Source organism: Streptomyces durbertensis, from assembly GCF_014156695.1.
GTDB classification, from domain to species: Bacteria; Actinomycetota; Actinomycetes; order Streptomycetales; family Streptomycetaceae; genus Streptomyces; species Streptomyces durbertensis.
In genome coordinates this window covers 1-18,279 of sequence record NZ_WMLF01000063.1, presented here as the reverse complement: position 1 = coordinate 18,279, position 18,279 = coordinate 1, and the positions used below count along the sequence as shown (strand labels likewise).

General features: G+C 71.3%; 14 protein-coding genes and 2 pseudogenes. 14 read left to right on the top strand and 2 right to left on the bottom strand.

Annotation, left to right across the window (positions count from 1 at the left end):
• From GL263_RS06795 to mutM, 5 genes and pseudogenes are all read left to right on the top strand, one after another.
• Nucleotides 1–495: pseudogene (locus tag GL263_RS06795) on the top strand (hypothetical protein); the annotation flags it as partial.
• Nucleotides 496–746: 251 nt separating this feature from the next.
• Entirely contained in the window at nt 747–1,361 is a 615-nt protein-coding gene (locus GL263_RS06790) for a YceD family protein (RefSeq protein ID WP_438947925.1), read from the top strand.
• A gap of 2 nt (nt 1,362–1,363) precedes the next feature.
• Nucleotides 1,364–1,537 carry a 50S ribosomal protein L32 gene (rpmF, locus tag GL263_RS06785; RefSeq protein ID WP_143649538.1) on the top strand — a complete coding sequence of 58 codons (174 nt, stop codon included), beginning with the start codon at nt 1,364–1,366 and terminating at the stop codon, nt 1,535–1,537.
• 19 nt (nt 1,538–1,556) lie between these two features.
• Nucleotides 1,557–2,390: a ribonuclease III gene (gene rnc, locus GL263_RS06780; RefSeq protein WP_182854671.1), complete on the top strand. Its 834-nt coding sequence runs from the start codon at nt 1,557–1,559 to the stop codon at nt 2,388–2,390.
• Between the two features lie 134 nt (nt 2,391–2,524).
• Nucleotides 2,525–3,427 carry a bifunctional DNA-formamidopyrimidine glycosylase/DNA-(apurinic or apyrimidinic site) lyase gene (gene mutM, locus GL263_RS06775; protein WP_182854670.1) on the top strand — a complete coding sequence of 301 codons (903 nt, stop codon included), beginning with the start codon at nt 2,525–2,527 and terminating at the stop codon, nt 3,425–3,427.
• Nucleotides 3,428–3,433: 6 nt separating this feature from the next.
• Here the strand turns inward: mutM and GL263_RS06770 are convergent, their stop codons facing one another.
• The gene (locus GL263_RS06770; RefSeq protein WP_182854669.1) at nt 3,434–4,468 is read right to left on the bottom strand and encodes a CAP domain-containing protein; all 1,035 of its coding nucleotides are present in this window, start codon (nt 4,466–4,468) and stop codon (nt 3,434–3,436) included.
• Nucleotides 4,469–4,685: 217 nt separating this feature from the next.
• Between GL263_RS06770 and GL263_RS06765 the strand changes: the two genes are divergently transcribed.
• From GL263_RS06765 to ftsY, 5 genes are all read left to right on the top strand, one after another.
• Complete coding sequence (locus GL263_RS06765) at nt 4,686–5,015, top strand: acylphosphatase (RefSeq protein WP_182854668.1); 330 nt, start codon at nt 4,686–4,688, stop codon at nt 5,013–5,015.
• Nucleotides 5,016–5,399: 384 nt separating this feature from the next.
• Nucleotides 5,400–5,606: a hypothetical protein gene (locus tag GL263_RS06760; RefSeq protein ID WP_143649276.1), complete on the top strand. Its 207-nt coding sequence runs from the start codon at nt 5,400–5,402 to the stop codon at nt 5,604–5,606.
• Nucleotides 5,607–5,844: 238 nt separating this feature from the next.
• Nucleotides 5,845–9,459, top strand: coding sequence for a chromosome segregation protein SMC (gene smc, locus GL263_RS06755; RefSeq protein WP_182854667.1), 3,615 nt, complete (start codon nt 5,845–5,847; stop codon nt 9,457–9,459).
• 217 nt (nt 9,460–9,676) lie between these two features.
• Entirely contained in the window at nt 9,677–11,101 is a 1,425-nt protein-coding gene (locus GL263_RS06750) for a sugar porter family MFS transporter (protein WP_182854666.1), read from the top strand.
• 174 nt (nt 11,102–11,275) lie between these two features.
• The gene (ftsY, locus tag GL263_RS06745) at nt 11,276–12,496 is read left to right on the top strand and encodes a signal recognition particle-docking protein FtsY (RefSeq protein ID WP_182854665.1); all 1,221 of its coding nucleotides are present in this window, start codon (nt 11,276–11,278) and stop codon (nt 12,494–12,496) included.
• Between the two features lie 41 nt (nt 12,497–12,537).
• Here ftsY and GL263_RS06740 read toward each other — a convergent pair whose 3' ends face one another.
• Nucleotides 12,538–13,230 (bottom strand): bifunctional DNA primase/polymerase, encoded by a 693-nt coding sequence (locus tag GL263_RS06740; protein WP_182854664.1) that lies wholly within the window; start codon nt 13,228–13,230, stop codon nt 12,538–12,540.
• Nucleotides 13,231–13,734: 504 nt separating this feature from the next.
• Here GL263_RS06740 and nsdA point away from each other — a divergent pair.
• The 4 genes and pseudogenes from nsdA to GL263_RS06720 form a co-directional block, all read left to right on the top strand.
• Nucleotides 13,735–15,249: a transcriptional repressor NsdA gene (nsdA, locus tag GL263_RS06735; protein WP_182854663.1), complete on the top strand. Its 1,515-nt coding sequence runs from the start codon at nt 13,735–13,737 to the stop codon at nt 15,247–15,249.
• A 294-nt stretch (nt 15,250–15,543) separates the two neighbouring features.
• A complete protein-coding gene (locus GL263_RS06730) occupies nt 15,544–16,197 on the top strand; it encodes a hypothetical protein (RefSeq protein WP_182854662.1) in 654 nt (217 codons plus the stop codon).
• A gap of 366 nt (nt 16,198–16,563) precedes the next feature.
• Nucleotides 16,564–17,829, top strand: a complete 1,266-nt coding sequence (locus tag GL263_RS06725) for an ammonium transporter (protein ID WP_182854673.1) — start codon at nt 16,564–16,566, stop codon at nt 17,827–17,829.
• Nucleotides 17,826–18,155, top strand: a pseudogene (locus GL263_RS06720) (P-II family nitrogen regulator); the annotation flags it as partial. The gene GL263_RS06725 and the pseudogene GL263_RS06720, both read left to right, overlap by 4 nt.
• Nucleotides 18,156–18,279: the final 124 nt, after the last annotated feature.

Genomic DNA, 18,279 nt, shown 5'->3' with positions numbered 1-18,279 from the left:
CCCCAGGCACCGCCCGCGCAGCCGGACTACGCCCCCGCCGCGCAGACCGGCTACCCGGCCGACGGCTACGGCTCGAACGACTCCACCGGGTACCCGCAGGACGGCTACCCGGCCGGCGGCTACCCGCAGGAGGCCTACCCGGCCGACGGCTACGGGCAGCCCGGCTACCAGCAGCCCGCGCCCGCCTCGGACGGCTACGGCTACCAGCAGCCCGCCGCCGCGCAGGCCACCGGCGGCTACGGCTACCCGCAGACGGCCCCCGACACCGCGGGCTACCAGAACGGCGGCTACGAGACCGGCGCCTACCAGACCGGCGGCTACCAGGACGGCGGGCACCAGGGCGGCGGGCACGACGGGCAGTACCACGGCGGGCAGCACGGCGGCTACCAGCAGCCCGCGCAGCCGCCCCGGCCGACCGCGCTGGACGAGACCAGCCTGTTCGACACCAGCATGATCGACATGGAGCAGCTGCGCCGCTACGAACAGGGCCGCTGACCCCGGCGGCCGGCCGGTCGCACCCGGAACGTCCCCGCCCCGCGCGTCGTGGCGGGGGCTCGGATTGGGATCATCCGGAGGCGTCCAGTATTCTGTCTCTTCGGCCAGGTGTGTCTTCCCGCATGCCGTGGCCGCGGTCCGACTCCCGGGCGCCTGAGCAGCGCCCGAGCGGTCACCGTCGATCCCGTCGCAAGGCCCTCCCAGGAAAGCAGGAAGCCCTGAAAACGCCCCTCGACCACCGTGCCCCTCTCGTGTTCGACACGCGTGAGCTGGGGCGGCGTCCTGGTGCGCTGAAAAGGGTCTCCCGCACGGTGGAGGCCCCGAAGGACCTCGGGATCGAGGTCATCGGGGTCCCCGAGGGGGCGCCGGTGGAGATCGACCTCCGTATGGAGTCGGTCATGGAAGGCGTGCTCGTCACGGGTACCGCCCGCGCGCCCCTGTCGGGGGAGTGCGTAAGGTGTCTCGAGCCGCTGGAGCAGTCGTGCGAGGCGGAGTTCCAGGAGATGTTCTCCTACCCCGACGCCGACGACCGGAGCCGCTTCGCGGACACCGGCGACGACGCCGAGGACGAGGACTCCGGGGAAGACGAGATGCTCTTCCTCGAGGGCGACCTGTTCGACCTCGAACCGGTGCTGCGGGACGCGGTGGTGCTCTCACTGCCGATGCAGCCGGTGTGCCAGGAGGACTGCCCCGGGCTGTGCACCGAATGCGGTGCCCGGCTCGCGGACGATCCGGACCACCAGCACGACGACGCCGTCGACATCCGTTGGGCGGCACTACAGGGACTCGCCGGCACCATCCGGGACGGCGAGAAGGACAACCATGAAGGCGTCCGTGAGGACGCCGACGAGAAGCAGGAGAAGTAGCCGTGGCTGTTCCGAAGCGGAAGATGTCGCGCAGCAACACGCGCCACCGCCGGTCGCAGTGGAAGGCTGCGGTCCCCACCCTGGTGACGTGTGAGCGTTGCCAGGAGCCGAGGCAGCAGCACATCGCGTGCCCCAGCTGCGGCACCTACAACAAGCGTCAGGTCCTCGAGGTCTGATCGGCGGGTGACAGGCTCCATGTCAGACGCCGGCACGCCAGACACCGCATCCCGCGCACGCGGGGGTGAATCGGCAGCGGCGGATCTGGGGTCCGCGGGGGCGAAGGAGTCGTCCCCCTCGCTCCTGGAAGGGCGGCTCGGGTATCAGCTCGAGTCCGCCCTTCTGGTGCGTGCGCTCACCCACCGCAGCTTCGCGTACGAGAACGGCGGCCTGCCGACCAACGAGCGCCTGGAGTTCCTGGGCGACTCGGTGCTCGGCCTGGTCGTCACGGACACGCTGTACCGCAACCACCCCGACCTGCCGGAGGGCCAGCTGGCCAAGCTCCGGGCGGCCGTGGTGAACTCGCGGGCGCTCGCCGAGGTCGCGCGCGGCCTCGACCTGGGCGCCTTCATCCGGCTCGGCCGGGGCGAGGAGGGCACCGGCGGCCGGGACAAGGCGTCGATCCTCGCGGACACGCTGGAGGCGGTCATCGGCGCCGTCTACCTCGACCAGGGGCTGGACGCCGCGGACAAGCTGATCCACCGACTGTTCGACCCGCTCATCGAGAAGTCCTCCAGCCTGGGCGCGGGCCTGGACTGGAAGACGAGCCTCCAGGAACTCACCGCGGCCGAGAGCCTCGGCGTCCCGGAGTACGTGGTGAGCGAGACGGGCCCGGACCACGAGAAGACCTTCACGGCTGCTGCCCGCGTCGGTGGTGTCGCGTACGGCACCGGCACCGGCCGCAGCAAGAAGGAAGCAGAACAGCAGGCGGCGGAGGCCGCCTGGCGGGAGATCCGGGCGGCGGCCGAGGCGGCCGCCCGCAAGGCGGCCGAGGAGACGCCCCGGGAGGCGTCGGCCGAAGCCCCCCGCTGATCCCACCCACCGTGGCCCCGGCCGGCGCTGAACCGCCGACCGGGGCCACGGCTCTGCGCGGGCCCGACAGCCGGGCCCGCGCGGACACCCCCACACCCGACGACCTGACGCCAGACCGGTCCAAGGAGAGCACCGTGCCCGAGCTGCCCGAGGTGGAAGTCGTCCGACGAGGTCTGGAACGCTGGATCGTCGGGCGCACGACCGCGGAGGTCGCCGTGCTGCACCCGCGTGCGGTCCGCCGCCACGTCGCCGGCGCCGCCGACTTCGCGGCCCGGCTGAGCGGACGGCGCGTCCTCGACGCCCGCCGGCGCGGCAAGTACCTGTGGCTGCCGCTGGGCGACGGACCCTCCGGGCCGGCGTCGGACGACGGCGACTGGGCGCTCCTCGCCCACCTGGGCATGAGCGGCCAGCTGCTCGTGCAACCGGCCGACGCGCCGGACGAGAAGCACCTGCGGGTGCGCGTCGGCTTCCAGGACGAGCTGCACACCGAGCTGCGCTTTGTCGACCAGCGCACTTTCGGCGGCCTCTCCCTGCACCCGCTCACCGAGGACGGGGTACCCGACGCCGTCGCGCACATCGCCCGCGACCCGCTGGACCCCGAGTTCGACGAGGAGGGCTTCCACCGGGCCCTGCGCGCCCGCCGGACCACCGTCAAACGGGCCCTGCTGGACCAGTCGCTGATCAGCGGGGTCGGCAACATCTACGCCGACGAGGCGCTGTGGCGGACCGGGCTGCACTACGACCGCCCCACCGCCGCCCTCACCCGCCCCCGGGTGAGCGAGCTGCTGGCGCACGTCCGGGCGGTGATGGGGGAGGCGCTGGCGGTCGGCGGCACCAGCTTCGACAGCCTCTACGTCAACGTGAACGGCGAGTCCGGCTACTTCGACCGGTCGCTGGACGCCTACGGCAGGGAGGACGAGCCCTGCCGCCGCTGCGGCACGCCGATACGCCGCCGCCCCTGGATGAACAGGTCGAGCTACTACTGCCCGCGCTGCCAGCGGCCGCCGCGCGTCCGGCGACCGCTCGCCGCCGGCTGACCGGGGTCAGTAGCCGAAGGCCTGCGTCCACCAGGGGCCGCCGGAGGCGAAGTGCGCCCCGACACCCATGGTCTTGAAGTCGCAGTTGAGGATGTTCGCCCGGTGCCCCGGGCTCTTCATCCAGGCGTCCATCACCGACTGCGCGTTGGCCTGTCCGCGGGCTATGTTCTCGCCGCCCATGTGGGATATGCCGCGGGCCCTGGCCCGGTCCCAGGGGCTGCGGCCGTCCGGGTCGGTGTGCGAGAAGTAGCCGCGCCGGGCCATGTCCCTGCTGTAGTCGCGGGCGAGCCCGGCGAGCGAGGCGTCGGCGCGCAGCGGCTGGCAACCCGCCTTCGCGCGCTCCTGGTTCACCAGCTTGAGCACCTGGGACTCCGCGCTGCTCCAGGCGTCCGGCGCCTTGGGCGCGGTGGGCGCCGCCGGCGGGGCGCTCGGCACGGGGGTGGGCGCCGGCGGCGCGGCCGGGCTGGTCTTCGGCGCGGGCGCGGAGCGCTCCCGGCTCTCCGGCTTGCCGTCGCCGCCCGCCTTGCCGTCCTGCTTGCCGTCCTGCTTGCCGTCGGTCGCCGACGGGGTGGGCGGCTCGTCGCCCTTGTCCGGCCTCTCGGGTGCGCCGCCGTTGTTGTCGGCGCCGCTGCCGCTCTTGCCGCTGTCGCTCTTGCCGTCCGCCGGCGTCTCGCTCGGGGAGGTGTCAGGGGATGGTGAGGCGGAACGGCTGTGGCCGCGGCTGGTCGGCGGGTGGTCGGCGCGCAGGCCGTCGGGGTCCGGTGTGCCGAACGGCGTGATCTCCGGTGTACCGTCCGCCTGGACACTCGTGGCGCCCTCGCCGGAGTCGCGGAGGTCGAACACGTCGCCCGCGCCGGGCACCAGCCCGGACGCCACGGCGACGGCTCCGACGGCCATCGCGGCGGAAGCCCCCAGCAGTCCCGAGCGCACGGGCGCGCCACCGCCGCGCTTGCGGTGGCCGCCGCGGTGCCGTCCGGTGGCGGTGGATGTGGGAGCGGATGTGGTGGTCGCGGCGCGGGTAGCGCGTCGATGACGTCCCATCAGCTGCTGTCCTCCGTGCTGGGCGAACTGTCGGCGGACGTCTCACCCGATCGGGTGAGGTCCGTTGTCGGGCGACTGTAGAGCATGGCCTCTGTGACGCGTGTGCCCGACGGGGAATTGTCCGGATAGCGTGCGGAAGGTGAGCGGGTGCGGAAGGGGTGAACCCTCCGAATCCGGTGGAACCTCTCGGAAACCTCCTGGAAGGGGAGACGGGTCGATGGGCGAAGTGGATACTCGGGCCGCCGCGGCCGCCCGGCAACCGGAGGGCGCGGACGTCGTCCGGCTGACGGCGTGGGTGCGCGGACGGGTGCAGGGGGTCGGGTTCCGCTGGTTCACCCGGGCCAACGCGCTGCGGATCGGCGGCCTCGCCGGCTTCGCGCGCAACCTCGACGACGGCCGGGTGCAGGTGGTCGCGGAGGGGGACCGGGCCGGCTGCGCCGAACTGCTGGACTGGCTCAGGCACGGCGACACGCCCGGGCGTGTCGACGGAGTCACCGAGATATGGTCCGTGCCGCGCGGCGGGTACGAGGGCTTCGACATGAGGTGACCTGGTGTTTTTGTGGCGTCACCAGGTCGGCGGGAGGAATTTCCCGAAGCGGTTGCCAAGCGGGGGTATGACGTGCAAGGCTGCGCTGCATAAGTGATCTACGAAAGTGATCACGAGAACGATCCACGCGCCAACGGGCTTCCGCTCCGGCATTGATGGCCCCACCAGCTCCAGGGCCGCCGTTCGAGCAAGCCGCCCGTGTTTACGGCGTGTGATCGTGTTGACCGCGAAAAGTTTTGGTGAGACGCTGGAACCCCGCGCACCCTGGTTGTTTGAGCCTGTGGAACCTGTAACCGGAGCAGACATCTCTGGTGCGTACAAACATCTCTCGCGACGACCCACCACCGTACCGGTCGGTCACTTCAGTGTGGAGGACCATCCATCATGGCAAAGGCGCTTCTCGGTTACGTCGGCGGCTCCGACCCCCGAGTCCTCGCCGAGATGCGAAGGCTTCAGCAGCGCGTCCAGGACCTGGAATCCGAGCTCGTACGGATGCAGGCCGAGAACGACGCGCTTTCTGCTGCCTCGCGTCACGGCGACTCGCTGCTTGACAGCATCGACGTATCCAAGGGCGAGCCGGCACTCACCTGACCGGGCCGGTCCCACCGGACCATCCCGGCAGCGGCGAGGGCGGATCACAAGCCCCATGCGTTGCAGAACCACGAGGGACGCTCCGGCGTCCCTTCGTCATTTCCTCCCCTGATCTTCCCCCCGATCCTGCGCCCTGAGCTTCCCCGCCCCTTCGGCGACACGTCGATCTCTCGTTACCGTCTGATGTGCCCTGCGTCCTGGGCGGTGAAACCGGGCCGCACCGGTAAAGTCACACGCCGTGCACCTCAAGAGCCTGACCCTGCGAGGCTTCAAGTCCTTCGCCTCCGCCACCACCCTGCGTTTTGAACCCGGCATCACCTGCGTGGTCGGGCCCAACGGGTCGGGCAAGTCGAACGTGGTCGACGCGCTGTCGTGGGTGATGGGTGAGCAGGCCGCGAAGTCGCTGCGCGGCGGCAAGATGGAGGACGTCATCTTCGCCGGCACGACCGGCCGTCCGCCGCTCGGCCGCGCCGAGGTCTCGCTGACGATCGACAACTCCGACGGCGCGCTCCCGATCGAGTACGCCGAGGTCACCCTCACCCGGATCATGTTCCGCAACGGTGGCAGCGAGTACCAGATCAACGGCGACACCTGCCGGCTGCTCGACATCCAGGAACTGCTCTCGGACTCCGGCATCGGCCGGGAGATGCACGTCATCGTCGGCCAGGGCCAGCTCGACTCCGTGCTGCACGCCGACCCCGCCGGCCGCCGCGCCTTCATCGAGGAGGCGGCCGGGGTGCTTAAGCACCGCAAACGCAAGGAGAAGGCGCTGCGGAAACTGGACGCCATGCAGGCCAACCTGGCCCGCGTCCAGGACCTCACGGAGGAACTGCGCCGCCAGCTCAAACCGCTCGGCCGGCAGGCCGCGGTCGCCCGGCGGGCGGCGGTCATCCAGGCCGACCTCAGGGACGCCCGGCTGCGGCTGCTCGCCGACGACCTGGTGACCGTGCGGCGCGCGTTGGAGGCCGAACTCGCCGACGAGGCCGCGCTCAAGGCCCGCAAGGAGGCCGCCGAGGAGGCGGTGCGCGAGTGCCAGCGGCGGGAGGCCGAGCTGGAACAGCGGGTCCGCACCCTCGCCCCCCGGCTGGAACGTGCCCAGCGCACCTGGTACGAGCTCTCCCAGCTCGCCGAACGGGTGCGGGGGACCGTCTCGTTGGCGGAAGCCCGGGTCAGGAGCGCCACCGCCGCCCCCGCAGAGGAGCGGCGCGGCCGCGACCCGGAGGAGCTGGAACGGGAGGCCGCCCGGGTGCGGGAGCAGGAGGCGGAGCTGGAGGCCGCGCTGGAGGCGGCGAGCCGGGCACTGGAGGACACCGTCGAGCACCGGAGCGAGTTGGAGCGCCGCCTCGCCGAGGAGGAGCGCCGCATCAGGGACGCCTCCCGGGCGTTGGCCGAGCGGCGGGAGCAGCTGGCCAGGCTGGGTGCGCAGGCGAGTGCGGCCCGCAGCCGGGCGGCGTCGGCCCGCGCCGAGATCGAACGGCTGGTCGTCGCCGAGCAGGAGGCCGGCGAGCGGGCGGCCCTCGCCCAGGAGGAGTTCGAGACGTTGCGGGCGGAGGCCGACGCGGTCCCCGACGGGGACGGGACGGCCGAGGCGGAGCACGAGGCGGCCCGCGCCCGGCTGCGTGAGGCGGAGGAGGCGCTCGCGGCCGCCCGGGACGCCCTGGGCGAGACGCAGCGGCGACGCGCGGCGACGTCCGCGCGCCACGACGCGTTGGCGCTCGGGCTGCGCCGCAAGGACGGGAGCGAGTCGCTGCTCGCCGCCGAGGAGCGCCCGGCCGGACTGCTCGGCCGGGCGGCCGAACGGCTCACGGTGACGCCCGGTTACGAGGTGCCGGTGGCCGCGGCCCTGGGCGCGGCGGCCGACGCGCTGGTGGCCGCCGGTCCCGAGACGGCGGCCGAGGCACTGCGGCTGCTCCGCAAGACCGACGGTGGACGCGCCGACTTCCTGCTGGCCGGCGCCCCCACCGATCCCACCGATCCCGGCGACCCAACCGACCCCGGTGGCCCGGCCGGTCCGGTCGCGTCGCCGGGGTCACCGGTGGGGGAGGACGGCGCGCGATGGGCGGTGTCGCTGGTCGAGGCGCCCGCCGAACTGCGCCCGGCGCTGCGCCGGCTGCTGCGGGACGTGGTGGTCGTACGGACCCTTGAGGAGGCGGAGGACCTGGTCGCCCGGCGTCCGGAGCTGACCGCCGTCACCGCGGAGGGCGACGTACTGGCCGCCTTCAGCGCACACGGCGGTTCGGCCGGCGTGCCCAGCCTGCTGGAGACCCAGGCGGCGGTCGACGAGGCAGCCGCCGGGCTGCGGCGGCTGACCGTCCGCTGCGAGGAGCTGGAAGGCGGGCTGCGTGCCGCCGAGGAGCTGCGGGCGGGCGCGGCGGAGACCGTTGAGGAGTGGGCCGCCCGCCGCAGCGCCGCCGACCGCCGCAGGTCGGAACTGGCCGGCCGCCTCGGCCGTTCGGGCGGCGCCGCGCGGGCCGCGCTCGGCGAGGCGGAACGCTGCGCGGCGGCGGTGGCCAAGGCCCGTGAGGCGCTGGCGGCGGCGGACGAGCAGGCGGCGGAGTGCGCCGAGCGGCTGGCCGCCGCCGAGGAGCTCGCCGAGGAGGAGGACGAGCCGGACACCTCGGTGCGGGACCGGCTCGCCGCCGACGGTGCCAACGCCCGGCAGACCGAGATGGAGGCCAGGCTCCAGGTACGCACCCACGAGGAGCGGGTGCGGGCGCTCGTCGGTCGCGCCGACTCGCTCGACCGTGCGGCCCGCGCCGAGCGGGAGGCCCGGGCGCGGGCGGAGCGGCGACGGGCCAGGATGCGCCATGAGGCGGGGGTCGCGGAGGCGGTGGCGAACGGCGCCCGGCAGCTGCTGGCCCATCTGGAGGTCTCGCTTGTCCGCGCCGAGCAGGAGCGGGAGACGGCCGAGCACGCCAAGGCGGACCGGGAACGGGAGCTGGCCGCCGAGCGGGAACGCGGCCGGGAACTGAAGGGCGAGCTGGACCGGCTGACCGACTCCGTGCACCGCGGGGAGGTGCTGGGCGCGGAGAAGCGGCTGCGGATCGAGCAGTTGGAGAGCCGTTCGCTGGAGGAGCTGGGCGTGGAGCCGGCGGCGCTGGTGCGGGAGTACGGCCCCGACCAGCCGGTGCCGCCCTCGCCGCCGGCCGAGGGTGAGGAACTGCCCGAGGAACCGGAGCACCCGCGCAACCGGCCGGTGCCGTTCGACCGGGCGGAGCAGGAGAAGCGGCTGCGCGCGGCCGAACGCGCCTACCAGAAGCTGGGCAAGGTCAACCCGCTGGCGCTGGAGGAGTACGCGGCGCTGGAGGAGCGCCACCGGTTCCTCGGAGAGCAGTTGGAAGACCTGCGGAAGACCAGGGCGGACCTGCTCCAGGTGGTGCGCGACGTCGACGAGCGGGTGCGCCAGGTGTTCACCGACGCCTACCACGACACCGCGCGGGAGTTCGAGGGTGTCTTCTCGCGGCTGTTCCCCGGAGGTGAGGGGCGGCTGGTGCTGACGCAGCCGGACGACATGCTGGCGACCGGTGTCGACGTGGAGGCCCGCCCGCCGGGGAAGAAGGTCAAGCGGCTGTCGCTGCTCTCCGGCGGTGAGCGCTCGCTGACGGCGGTGGCCCTCCTGGTGTCCATCTTCAAGGCACGGCCGAGCCCCTTCTACGTCATGGACGAGGTCGAGGCGGCACTGGACGACACCAACCTGCAGCGGCTGATCGGCATCATGCGGGAGCTCCAGGAGAGTTCGCAGCTGATCGTGATCACGCACCAGAAGCGCACCATGGAGGTCGCCGACGCGCTGTACGGCGTCTCGATGCAGGGCGACGGCGTGTCCAAGGTGATCAGCCAGCGCCTGAGTTGAGCGGGGCTGTCGGGCGCATCCTTCACTTTGTGAACATCGAGAACATCCAGGTGGCCCTGAGGTAGCTACCCGCTGGGTATTGACTTAGAAACCTGAAGGCATATTCTCTGCAACGTCGCTTTTACCTTCAACTGGTGGTGCGCGGTCAGGCGTGCACCACTGGTAGGGCGATGTCCCCCAGCCCCGGCACCGCCGCCGGGACCCGCAGGAGAGTCCCTTGAGCAGCAACGCATCCGTCGACCCACCCCGGGTCGGGAGCCGCCCGCGCCACCTCGGCTACGTCGCCTTCATCGCCGCCTCGGCCGCGATGGGCGGGTTCCTCTTCGGCTACGACAGCGCCGTGATCAACGGAGCCGTCGAAGGGATCAAGGGCAGGTTCGACGTCGGCTCGGCGACGCTGGGCGCGGTCATCGCCATCGCGCTGGTCGGCGCGGCGCTCGGTGCCATGCTCGCCGGACGCCTCGCCGACCGGCTCGGCCGACCGAAGGTGATGCAGCTGGCCGCCCTGTTCTTCGCCGCCAGCAGCCTCGGCTGCATGATGCCCTTCACCCTGTGGGACCTCGCCGCGTGGCGGATCCTCGGCGGCGTGGCCATCGGCATGGCCTCGGTCATCGCCCCCGCCTACATCGCCGAGGTGGCGCCCGCCGAGTACCGCGGCCGGCTCGCCTCCTTCCAGCAGGCCGCGATCGTGCTCGGCATCGCCGTCTCCCAGCTGGTCAACTACGGCCTGCTCAACCTGGCCGACGGAGACCAGCGCGGCACCCTGCTGGGCGTCGAGACCTGGCAGGTGATGCTCGGCGCCGAGCTGCTGCCCGCCCTGGTCTACGGCGCCCTGGCGCTGCGCATCCCCGAGTCGCCGCGCTACCTCGTCGCCCAGCGCCGCTTCGAGGAGGCCAAGCGGGTCCTCGCACGCGTCGAGCCCCCCGAGACGGACCTGGACGCCGAGGTGCGCCGCATCGACGCGCGCATGCGCAGCGAGCACAAGCCCAGCCTGCGCGACCTGCTCGGCGGCCGGTTCATGCTGCTGCCCGTCGTCTGGGTCGGCATCGGCCTCTCGGTCTTCCAGCAGCTCGTCGGCATCAACGTGATCTTCTACTACAGCTCCTCGCTGTGGCAGTCCGTCGGCGTCGACCCCGAGAGCTCGTTCTTCTACTCCTTCACCACGTCGATCATCAACATCGTCGGCACGGTGATCGCGATGCTGCTCGTCGACCGGCTCGGCCGGAAGCCGCTGGCTCTCATCGGCTCGGCCGGCATGGCGGTCTCGCTCGGCGTCGCCGCCTGGGCGTTCTCCTTCAAGGAGGAGGTCAACGGCGAGTTCCGGCTGCCCGACCTCCAGGGCGGCGTCGCCCTCGTCGCCGCGCACTCCTTCGTGCTCTTCTTCGCGCTCTCCTGGGGCGTGGTGGTCTGGGTGATGCTCGGCGAGATGTTCCCCAACCGCATCAGGGCCGCCGCGCTCGGGGTGGCCGCCGGCGCGCAGTGGGTCACCAACTGGCTGATCACCGTCAGCTTCCCCACGCTGTCGGACTGGAACCTCTCCGGCTCCTACGTCATCTACACGGTCTTCGCCGTGCTCTCGATCCCCTTCATCCTCAAGTGGGTGCCGGAGACGAAGGGCAAGGCGTTGGAGGAGATGGGCTGACCCACCCCGCCGCCCACTCCTCAGCGCAGGCGTCGCCCCGGCTCACCGACGAGCCGGGGCGACGCCCGAGCGGTGGGCGTGGCCGATACTGGTCGGATACTGGACGGGTGCCCTCCGCCCGGTCCCCGGTACGAGAGGGCCTGCCCGTGACTTCTGGTACTCACTAGGGAACCGATGGAACTCCTCATCCTCGCCGTTGTCATCGCCGTGGTCGCCGTCGCAGTCATCGGCGGCCTGGTGGTCAGCGGACGCAAGAAGAAGCAGCTCCCGCCGCCGGACCGGTCCGCGCCGCCGACCGTCAGCGCGCCACCCCGCGAACCACACGTCGGCGAGGAGGCGGAGGGCGAGCCCGAAACCCCCGGGCGGCCGATCGAGGACGTCGGCCTGCCGGGCGCCCCCGCCCCGGCCGAGGAGGCCGACGTCGAGGCGCCGCCCGCGCCCCCCGAGCCGGAGGTCGAGACACCGGAGCCGACGGCCGGCCGCCTGGTGCGGCTCCGCGCCCGGCTCTCCCGCTCGCAGAACACCCTCGGCAAGGGACTGCTGACCCTCCTCTCCCGTGACCGGCTCGACGAGGACACCTGGGAGGAGATCGAGGACACGCTGCTGACCGCGGACGTCGGCGTGGCGCCCACCCAGGAACTCGTGGAACGGCTGCGCGAACGCGTCAAGGTGCTGGGCACCAGGACCCCCGAGGAACTGCGCGCCCTACTGCGCGAGGAACTGCTGAACCTGCTCGGCACCGACTTCGAGCGCGCCGTCCGCACCGAGACCACCGGCGCGGAGGACCGGCCCGGCGTGGTGCTTGTGGTCGGTGTCAACGGCACCGGCAAGACCACCACCACGGGCAAACTGGCCCGCGTCCTGGTGGCCGACGGCAGGTCCGTCGTCCTCGGCGCGGCCGACACCTTCCGGGCCGCCGCCGCCGACCAGCTCCAGACCTGGGGCGAGCGCGTCGGCGCCCGCACCGTGCGCGGCCCCGAGGGCGGCGACCCGGCCTCGGTGGCCTTCGACGCCGTCAAGGAGGGCACGGCGGCCGGCGCCGACGTCGTCCTCGTCGACACCGCCGGGCGCCTGCACACCAAGACCGGGCTCATGGACGAGCTGGGCAAGGTCAAGCGCGTGGTCGAGAAGCAGGGGCCGGTGGACGAGGTGCTGCTCGTCCTCGACGCGACCACCGGCCAGAACGGCCTGGTCCAGGCGCGGGTGTTCGCGGAGGTCGTGGACATCACCGGCATCGTGCTCACCAAGCTCGACGGGACCGCCAAGGGCGGCATCGTCGTCGCCGTGCAGCGGGAGCTGGGCGTCCCGGTCAAGCTCGTCGGCCTCGGCGAGGGCGCGGACGACCTGGCGCCCTTCGAGCCGGAGGCGTTCGTCGACGCGCTGCTCGGCGACTGACTGCACGCCCCTCGTGCCGGTCGCCGTGCGGCGTGCGACGCTCAGCGCGCGGCGGCCGGCACGCTGCGGTGGCAGACGTAGGCGAGGGTGCCGAGCAGCAGCCTGGCCTGCGGCGGGCGGCCGGCGCCCTCCAACGTGGGCGGCCGCAGCCAGCGGACCGGCCCCAGCCCGGCGAGGTCCGAGGGCGGGGCGGTGATGTGGTCACCGCGCCCCCGGCAGCGCAGGTCGAGACCGACGCCGTCCCAGCCCATCCGGTAGAGCAGGTCGGGCAGTTCGGCGGCGGCGCCGGCGGCGACGAAGAACCAGGCCCGGCCGTGCGGGGCGAGCGCGACCGGGCCGAGCGGCAGCCCCATGCGCTCCAGCCGCACCAGCGCGCGCCGGCCGGCCGCCGCCGGGACCTCCAGCACGTCGAAGCCGCGGCCGGTGGGCAGCAGCAGGGTCGCGGACGGCAGCCCGCCCCACAGGCGGACGGCGCTCTCCACCGTCGTACCGGCGGTGATCTCCAGGGACGCGTCGAGCGGGTGGGCGCCGGGCGCCGGACACGCGGGCGCCCCGCAGGAGCAGCCGTCCCTGCCGCGCCGGGCACCGGGTACCACGTCCCAGCCCCACAGGCCGGTGTACTCGGCGAGCGCGTCCTGCTCCGACTCGCGTCCCGGACGCCGTGGCCGTGTGTACCTCCTGCCGCCCAGTCGTAGCTCCCGGAACTCGCGGATGCCGCCGATCGTGAAGCCCATGCCCCCTCCAACGGGTCCCGTGCGCCGATGGTTACGACGCTCTCACGCGGAGCGACCGGCGCGGGCGCGCCGTGCGGTCGACGCGTGCCGGGGTGGTGCGCCGGAGTGAACGCGCCCCCGGTGTGCTTCGTTCCAACCGTCTGTGATCGCCCCAAGCCAAGTGAAGCGTCCGAGCTCGGAGATAGGTTCATGCGCGGGGGTGGCGAATGGTGGCGTTTCACGAATCCGACTCGCCGCGCCGGTGATCGTAGGATTACTTTCGGTGCTCACGACGCAAGTGCGCGGCGGTGAGCCGGAGGCCGTCGTGGCGGCCGGCGGCACCGTCCGCGGGACACCGCCGGTGCCGTCCGCCCGGAGATGACGGAAACGGCGCGTCGCTGGGAATGCTCCAGTCGTCATCCGTGTCGGCGGCCCGCCGACCGCGGCCGGTCCAACCACCGGCCACCCGTACCGAACAGGTGCCCTCGCGGGCACCGCCGAGCGACCGAGAGTGGGGGCCAACCTGTGGGCGGCAACGGCAGCAGCGGACACGCCGGGGAGAAGCGCCCGAACGAGCAGCTCGGTTCGTGGTTCGTGCGCAGCGGCTGGTCCAAGGGCGAGCTGGCGCGTCAGGTGAACCGCCGGGCGCGCCAGTTGGGCGCGCACCACATCAGCACGGACACCTCCCGCGTGCGGCGCTGGCTCGACGGCGAGCAGCCCCGGGAGCCGATCCCACGCATCCTCGGGGAGCTGTTCTCCGAGCGGTTCGGCTGCGTGGTCGGAGTGGAGGACCTCGGGCTGCGGCAGACGCGCCAGAGCGCCGCCGGGTCGGGCGTCGACCTCCCCTGGGCCGGGCCGCAGACCATCGGCCTGATCAACGAGTTCACCCGCAGCGACCTGATGCTCAGCCGGCGCGGCTACCTGGGCACCTCCCTGGCGATGGCGGCCGGGCCGGCCCTCATCGAGCCGATGCAGCGCTGGCTTGTGCCGCCCCCCGCGCAGCCCGCGCCGCAGAGCCCGCCCGTGCCCGTCCGCCGCGAGCAGCGGCTGTCCGAGCCGGAGCTCGAACTGCTGGAGCACACCACCGTGATGTTCCGGCAGTGGGACGCGCAGTGCGGCGGCGGGCTGCGCCGCAAGGCGGTCGTCGGCCAGCTGCACGAGGTGACCGACCTGCTCCAGGAGGCCCACCCCGAGCCGATCCGCCGGCGGCTGTTCACCGTCACCGCCGAACTGGCCGAACTGGCCGGGTGGATGAGCTACGACGTGGGCATCCAGCCCACCGCCCAGAAGTACTTCGTCCTCGCCCTGCACGCATCCAAGGAGGCGGGCGACAAGGCCTTCGGGGCGTTCGTGCTCAGCAAGATGGCCCGGCAGATGATCCATCTGCACCGGCCGGAGGACGCGTTGGAGCTGGTGCACCTCGCCCAGTACGGCAGCCGGGACGGCGCCACTGCCCGCACCCAGTCCATGCTGCACGCGGTCGAGGCGCGCGCCTACGCCAACATGGGCCAGCCCAAGCAGTGCCACCGCGCCGCGAAGATGGCGGAGGCGGTGTTCGCGGAGGTCGAGGAGTTCGAGGAGGCCGGCGCGAGGGAGCGGGAGCCGGACTGGATCCGCTTCTTCTCCGAGGCCGAGCTGAGCGCCGAGACCGCGCACGCCTACCGCGACCTCGCCTACGTCGCCGGGCGTAGCCACACCTACGCCAGCCTCGCCCAGCCGGCGATGGAGAAGGCCGTCGACCTCTTCGCCGAGGAGTGCGCGAGCTCCGAGCAGGGCCACCACAGGTCGTATGCGCTGAACCTGGTCGGCATGGCCACCGTCCACCTGCTGCAGAAGGAGCCGGAGCGCTGCGCCGCGCGCACCGTCGAGGCGCTCGAGGTGTCCAGGCGGCTGCGCTCGGAGCGCGTCAACAACCGCATCCGCCGGACGGCCGCCAACGCCGGCCGGGAGTACGGCGACGTCGCCGAGGTCGTCGACCTGGCGGACCGCCTCAGGAAGGCACTGCCCGAAGACCCCGAGAGCATGGTCCTGGCGGGCTGACCGCGTCCGTAGACAACCGGCCGCGACAGCCCTACTCCCGGCCCAGGAACTCGGATGGCTGGCGGCCGGTTTTGGTTTGCCAGTCTCTGGGCGGCTGACCGGGGAACCTCATCGAGTGGTGGCGGTTGCTTGTGTTTCCGGAATGAGGCGTTCCTTTGATGCTACTCATTCTTCCTTGACATGGGGATGTCAAGGTGGCAATCTCTTTCCAGGTCGAAGGGATATTTCCCCTTTGGTTTACGGCACTTGGTGTGCCGTTTCGCACTCACGGGGAGTTCGTCCATGTTCAGGCGAATGACTGCGTCTGTCATTGTGACCGGAGTTGCTTCTACGTTGCTTGTGGTGGGGCCAATTTCTGAAGCCAGTGCCACCCATGGTAAAGAGAAGACGTACACGCGGTCCTACAAGAAGACTCTGGATTTCTACTCGAAACCGCTCAAGCGGTGCGTCCGCACCACACTGACCGGAAAGGTGACCTTCAAACACAGCATCCTACACAAGGGTAAGGGTGGTATGCCCCACCGGTACCGGGGCGTGAAGGTCAGCGACCCGAAGATGGAGACCAGGGTGCTGACGAAGTGTAAGGGCGGCAAGGCTGCCACGTTGACGAAGGCGAAGCTCACCCAGCGCTGGTACGAGAGTAAGAAGTGCAAGATGGATGTCGCGGTGACGGCGGGTTTCCCCTGGTCAGTGGCGGTGACTCCGACTGTAGAGTGCGGCAAGCGCGAGGCTGGCACCCGCAGCACGACGTATTCCACCAAGAGCAAGGTGTACACACAGCACAACAGCGGTCAGCCGCTGTACTTCACGGGTCAGATTCTACTCGGGATGAATTCGAGCAAATCTCTCTGTCTATCGGGGCGTCCGACGGTGACAGCGTACATCAAGAACAAGTCCGACTCATGGGCCAAGACAGCGAAGGTCTGCTTCGAGGCTCCGCGCAAGTGAGCGAGCAGTGAATGATTCGGCGGTTGCCAGTCCCGAGCTGGCAACCGCCGAATCGTTGTGGTCGGCTGGCGTGCTTGAAGAGCGAAACCTCTGATGGGGCCAGCCGGCCCTGTCGATTGTCCGAGCCAGGAGAGTAGCTGGAGAAGTTTCGCACGGCGTGACCGACGAGCCCCGGCCACCGCCGCACCCCATCAAGCTCGAAGGCCCGAGTTCCCTGGAGTCGGGATTTTACGCCCATGTAACACTTCTCGTGGCTTCGTTACATCCACGAAACATTCCGTTGTGTCGATGGAAACGGGGTTTCGCGAACCTGTGGCCCACCTTGAACCCGAGGTTCCTGCCCGCACGGGATGTGACGACGAGGAGATGCCTACCTTGAATGGCGCGGATACGGTATTCGTATTGATCAGTGCAGCGATGGTCATGTTGATGACACCAGGCCTGGCCTTCTTCTACGGAGGCATGGTCCGGGTCAAAAGCGCCCTGAACATGCTGATGATGTGCTTCATCGCGTTGGGCATCGTCAGCGTGCTGTGGGTGCTCTACGGCTACTCCCTGGCCTTCAGCGGTGACGTCGGCGGCGTCATCGGCAATCTGGACGCCATCGGACTGAAGGGCATCACCCCCGAGACGCTCGACGGCGAGCTGCCGGTCTTCGCGTTCGCCCTCTTCCAGATGATGTTCGCGGTCCTGACGCCCGCGCTGATGGCCGGTGCACTGGCCGACCGGGTGAAGTTCAGCGCCTGGGCCGTTTTCATCGCCGTATGGGTCACCATCGTGTACTTCCCGGTCGCCCACTGGGTGTGGGCCGAGGACGCCGGCTGGCTCTTCAAGCTCGGTGTGATCGACTTCGCCGGTGGTACGGCCGTGCACATCAACGCCGGTATCGGCGCGCTGGCCGCGGTCCTGGTCGTGGGCAAGCGGATCGGCTTCAAGAGGGAGCCGATGCGCCCGCACAACCTGCCGCTGGTGCTGCTTGGTGCCGCCATGCTGTGGTTCGGCTGGTTCGGCTTCAACGCCGGCTCTGCTCTCGGCGCCAACGGTGACGCCGTCAACATGGCCCTGAACACCCAGGTCGCCACCGCTGCCGCCATCCTCGGCTGGCTTGTCTACGAGCGCATCCGGCATGGTGCCTTCACCACGCTCGGTGCGGCCTCCGGTGCGATCGCGGGCCTGGTCGCCATCACCCCGGCCGGTGCCAACGTCAACGCCATGGGCGCCATCCTCATCGGCCTGGTCGCCGGTGCGGTCTGCTCCTGGGCCGTCAGCCTCAAGTTCAAGCTGAACTACGACGACTCGCTCGATGTCGTCGGCGTCCACCTCATTGGTGGCCTCATCGGCACCCTGATGGTCGGCTTCCTGGCCACCGAGGGTGCGGGCTTCAGCCAGTTCGGTAAGCAGGCCCTCGGTGCCTTCGCCGTGATGGCCTTCACCTTCGTGGTCACCTGGCTGCTGGCCCTCGTGATCCAGAAGACCATGGGCTTCCGCGCCAGCGAGGACGATGAGACCGCCGGAGTCGACCAGGCCTTCCACGCGGAGACCGCCTACGACTTCAGCCAGGTCGGTGGCACTTCGGTGGCCGCCCACGCGCACGTCTCCGCCCCCAGCAAGGACAAGAAGGTCGACGCATGAAGCTGATCACCGCAGTCATCAAGCCGCACCGCCTCGACGAGGTGAAGGACGCCCTCCAGGCGTTCGGCGTGCAGGGCCTGACCGTCACCGAGGCCAGCGGCTACGGCCGCCAGCGCGGCCACACCGAGGTGTACCGGGGCGCCGAGTACACCGTGGACCTGGTGCCGAAGATCCGCATCGAGGTGCTGGTCGAGGACGACGACGCCGACCAGCTCGTCGAGGTGGTCGTCAAGGCCGCCAGGACCGGGAAGATCGGCGACGGCAAGGTCTGGACCGTGCCGGTGGACACGGCGGTCCGCGTCCGCACCGGTGAGCGCGGGCCCGACGGGTGGTGCAGGTGGTCAGCGGCGCTTCCCGCGGTTCCGGCCGCTCTCCTCGTCGGCGGTCCCGGTGCTTCCGGGCTTCCCGGGCTTCCCCGCGTCCCCGGCGTCGTCTACGTCGTCGGCGTCC

Excerpts from the sequence above, each read along its gene's own strand:
- GL263_RS06760 (WP_143649276.1), top strand. The coding sequence starts at position 5,400 with ATGGCAAAGGCGCTTCTCGGTTACGTCGGCGGCTCCGACCCCCGAGTC.
- GL263_RS06765 (WP_182854668.1), top strand. The coding sequence starts at position 4,686 with ATGGGCGAAGTGGATACTCGGGCCGCCGCGGCCGCCCGGCAACCGGAG.
- GL263_RS06725 (WP_182854673.1), top strand. The coding sequence starts at position 16,564 with ATGCCTACCTTGAATGGCGCGGATACGGTATTCGTATTGATCAGTGCA.
- GL263_RS06740 (WP_182854664.1), bottom strand. The coding sequence starts at position 13,230 with ATGGGCTTCACGATCGGCGGCATCCGCGAGTTCCGGGAGCTACGACTG.
- rnc (WP_182854671.1), top strand. The coding sequence starts at position 1,557 with ATGTCAGACGCCGGCACGCCAGACACCGCATCCCGCGCACGCGGGGGT.
- GL263_RS06730 (WP_182854662.1), top strand. The coding sequence starts at position 15,544 with ATGACTGCGTCTGTCATTGTGACCGGAGTTGCTTCTACGTTGCTTGTG.
- GL263_RS06770 (WP_182854669.1), bottom strand. The coding sequence starts at position 4,468 with ATGGGACGTCATCGACGCGCTACCCGCGCCGCGACCACCACATCCGCT.
- ftsY (WP_182854665.1), top strand. The coding sequence starts at position 11,276 with ATGGAACTCCTCATCCTCGCCGTTGTCATCGCCGTGGTCGCCGTCGCA.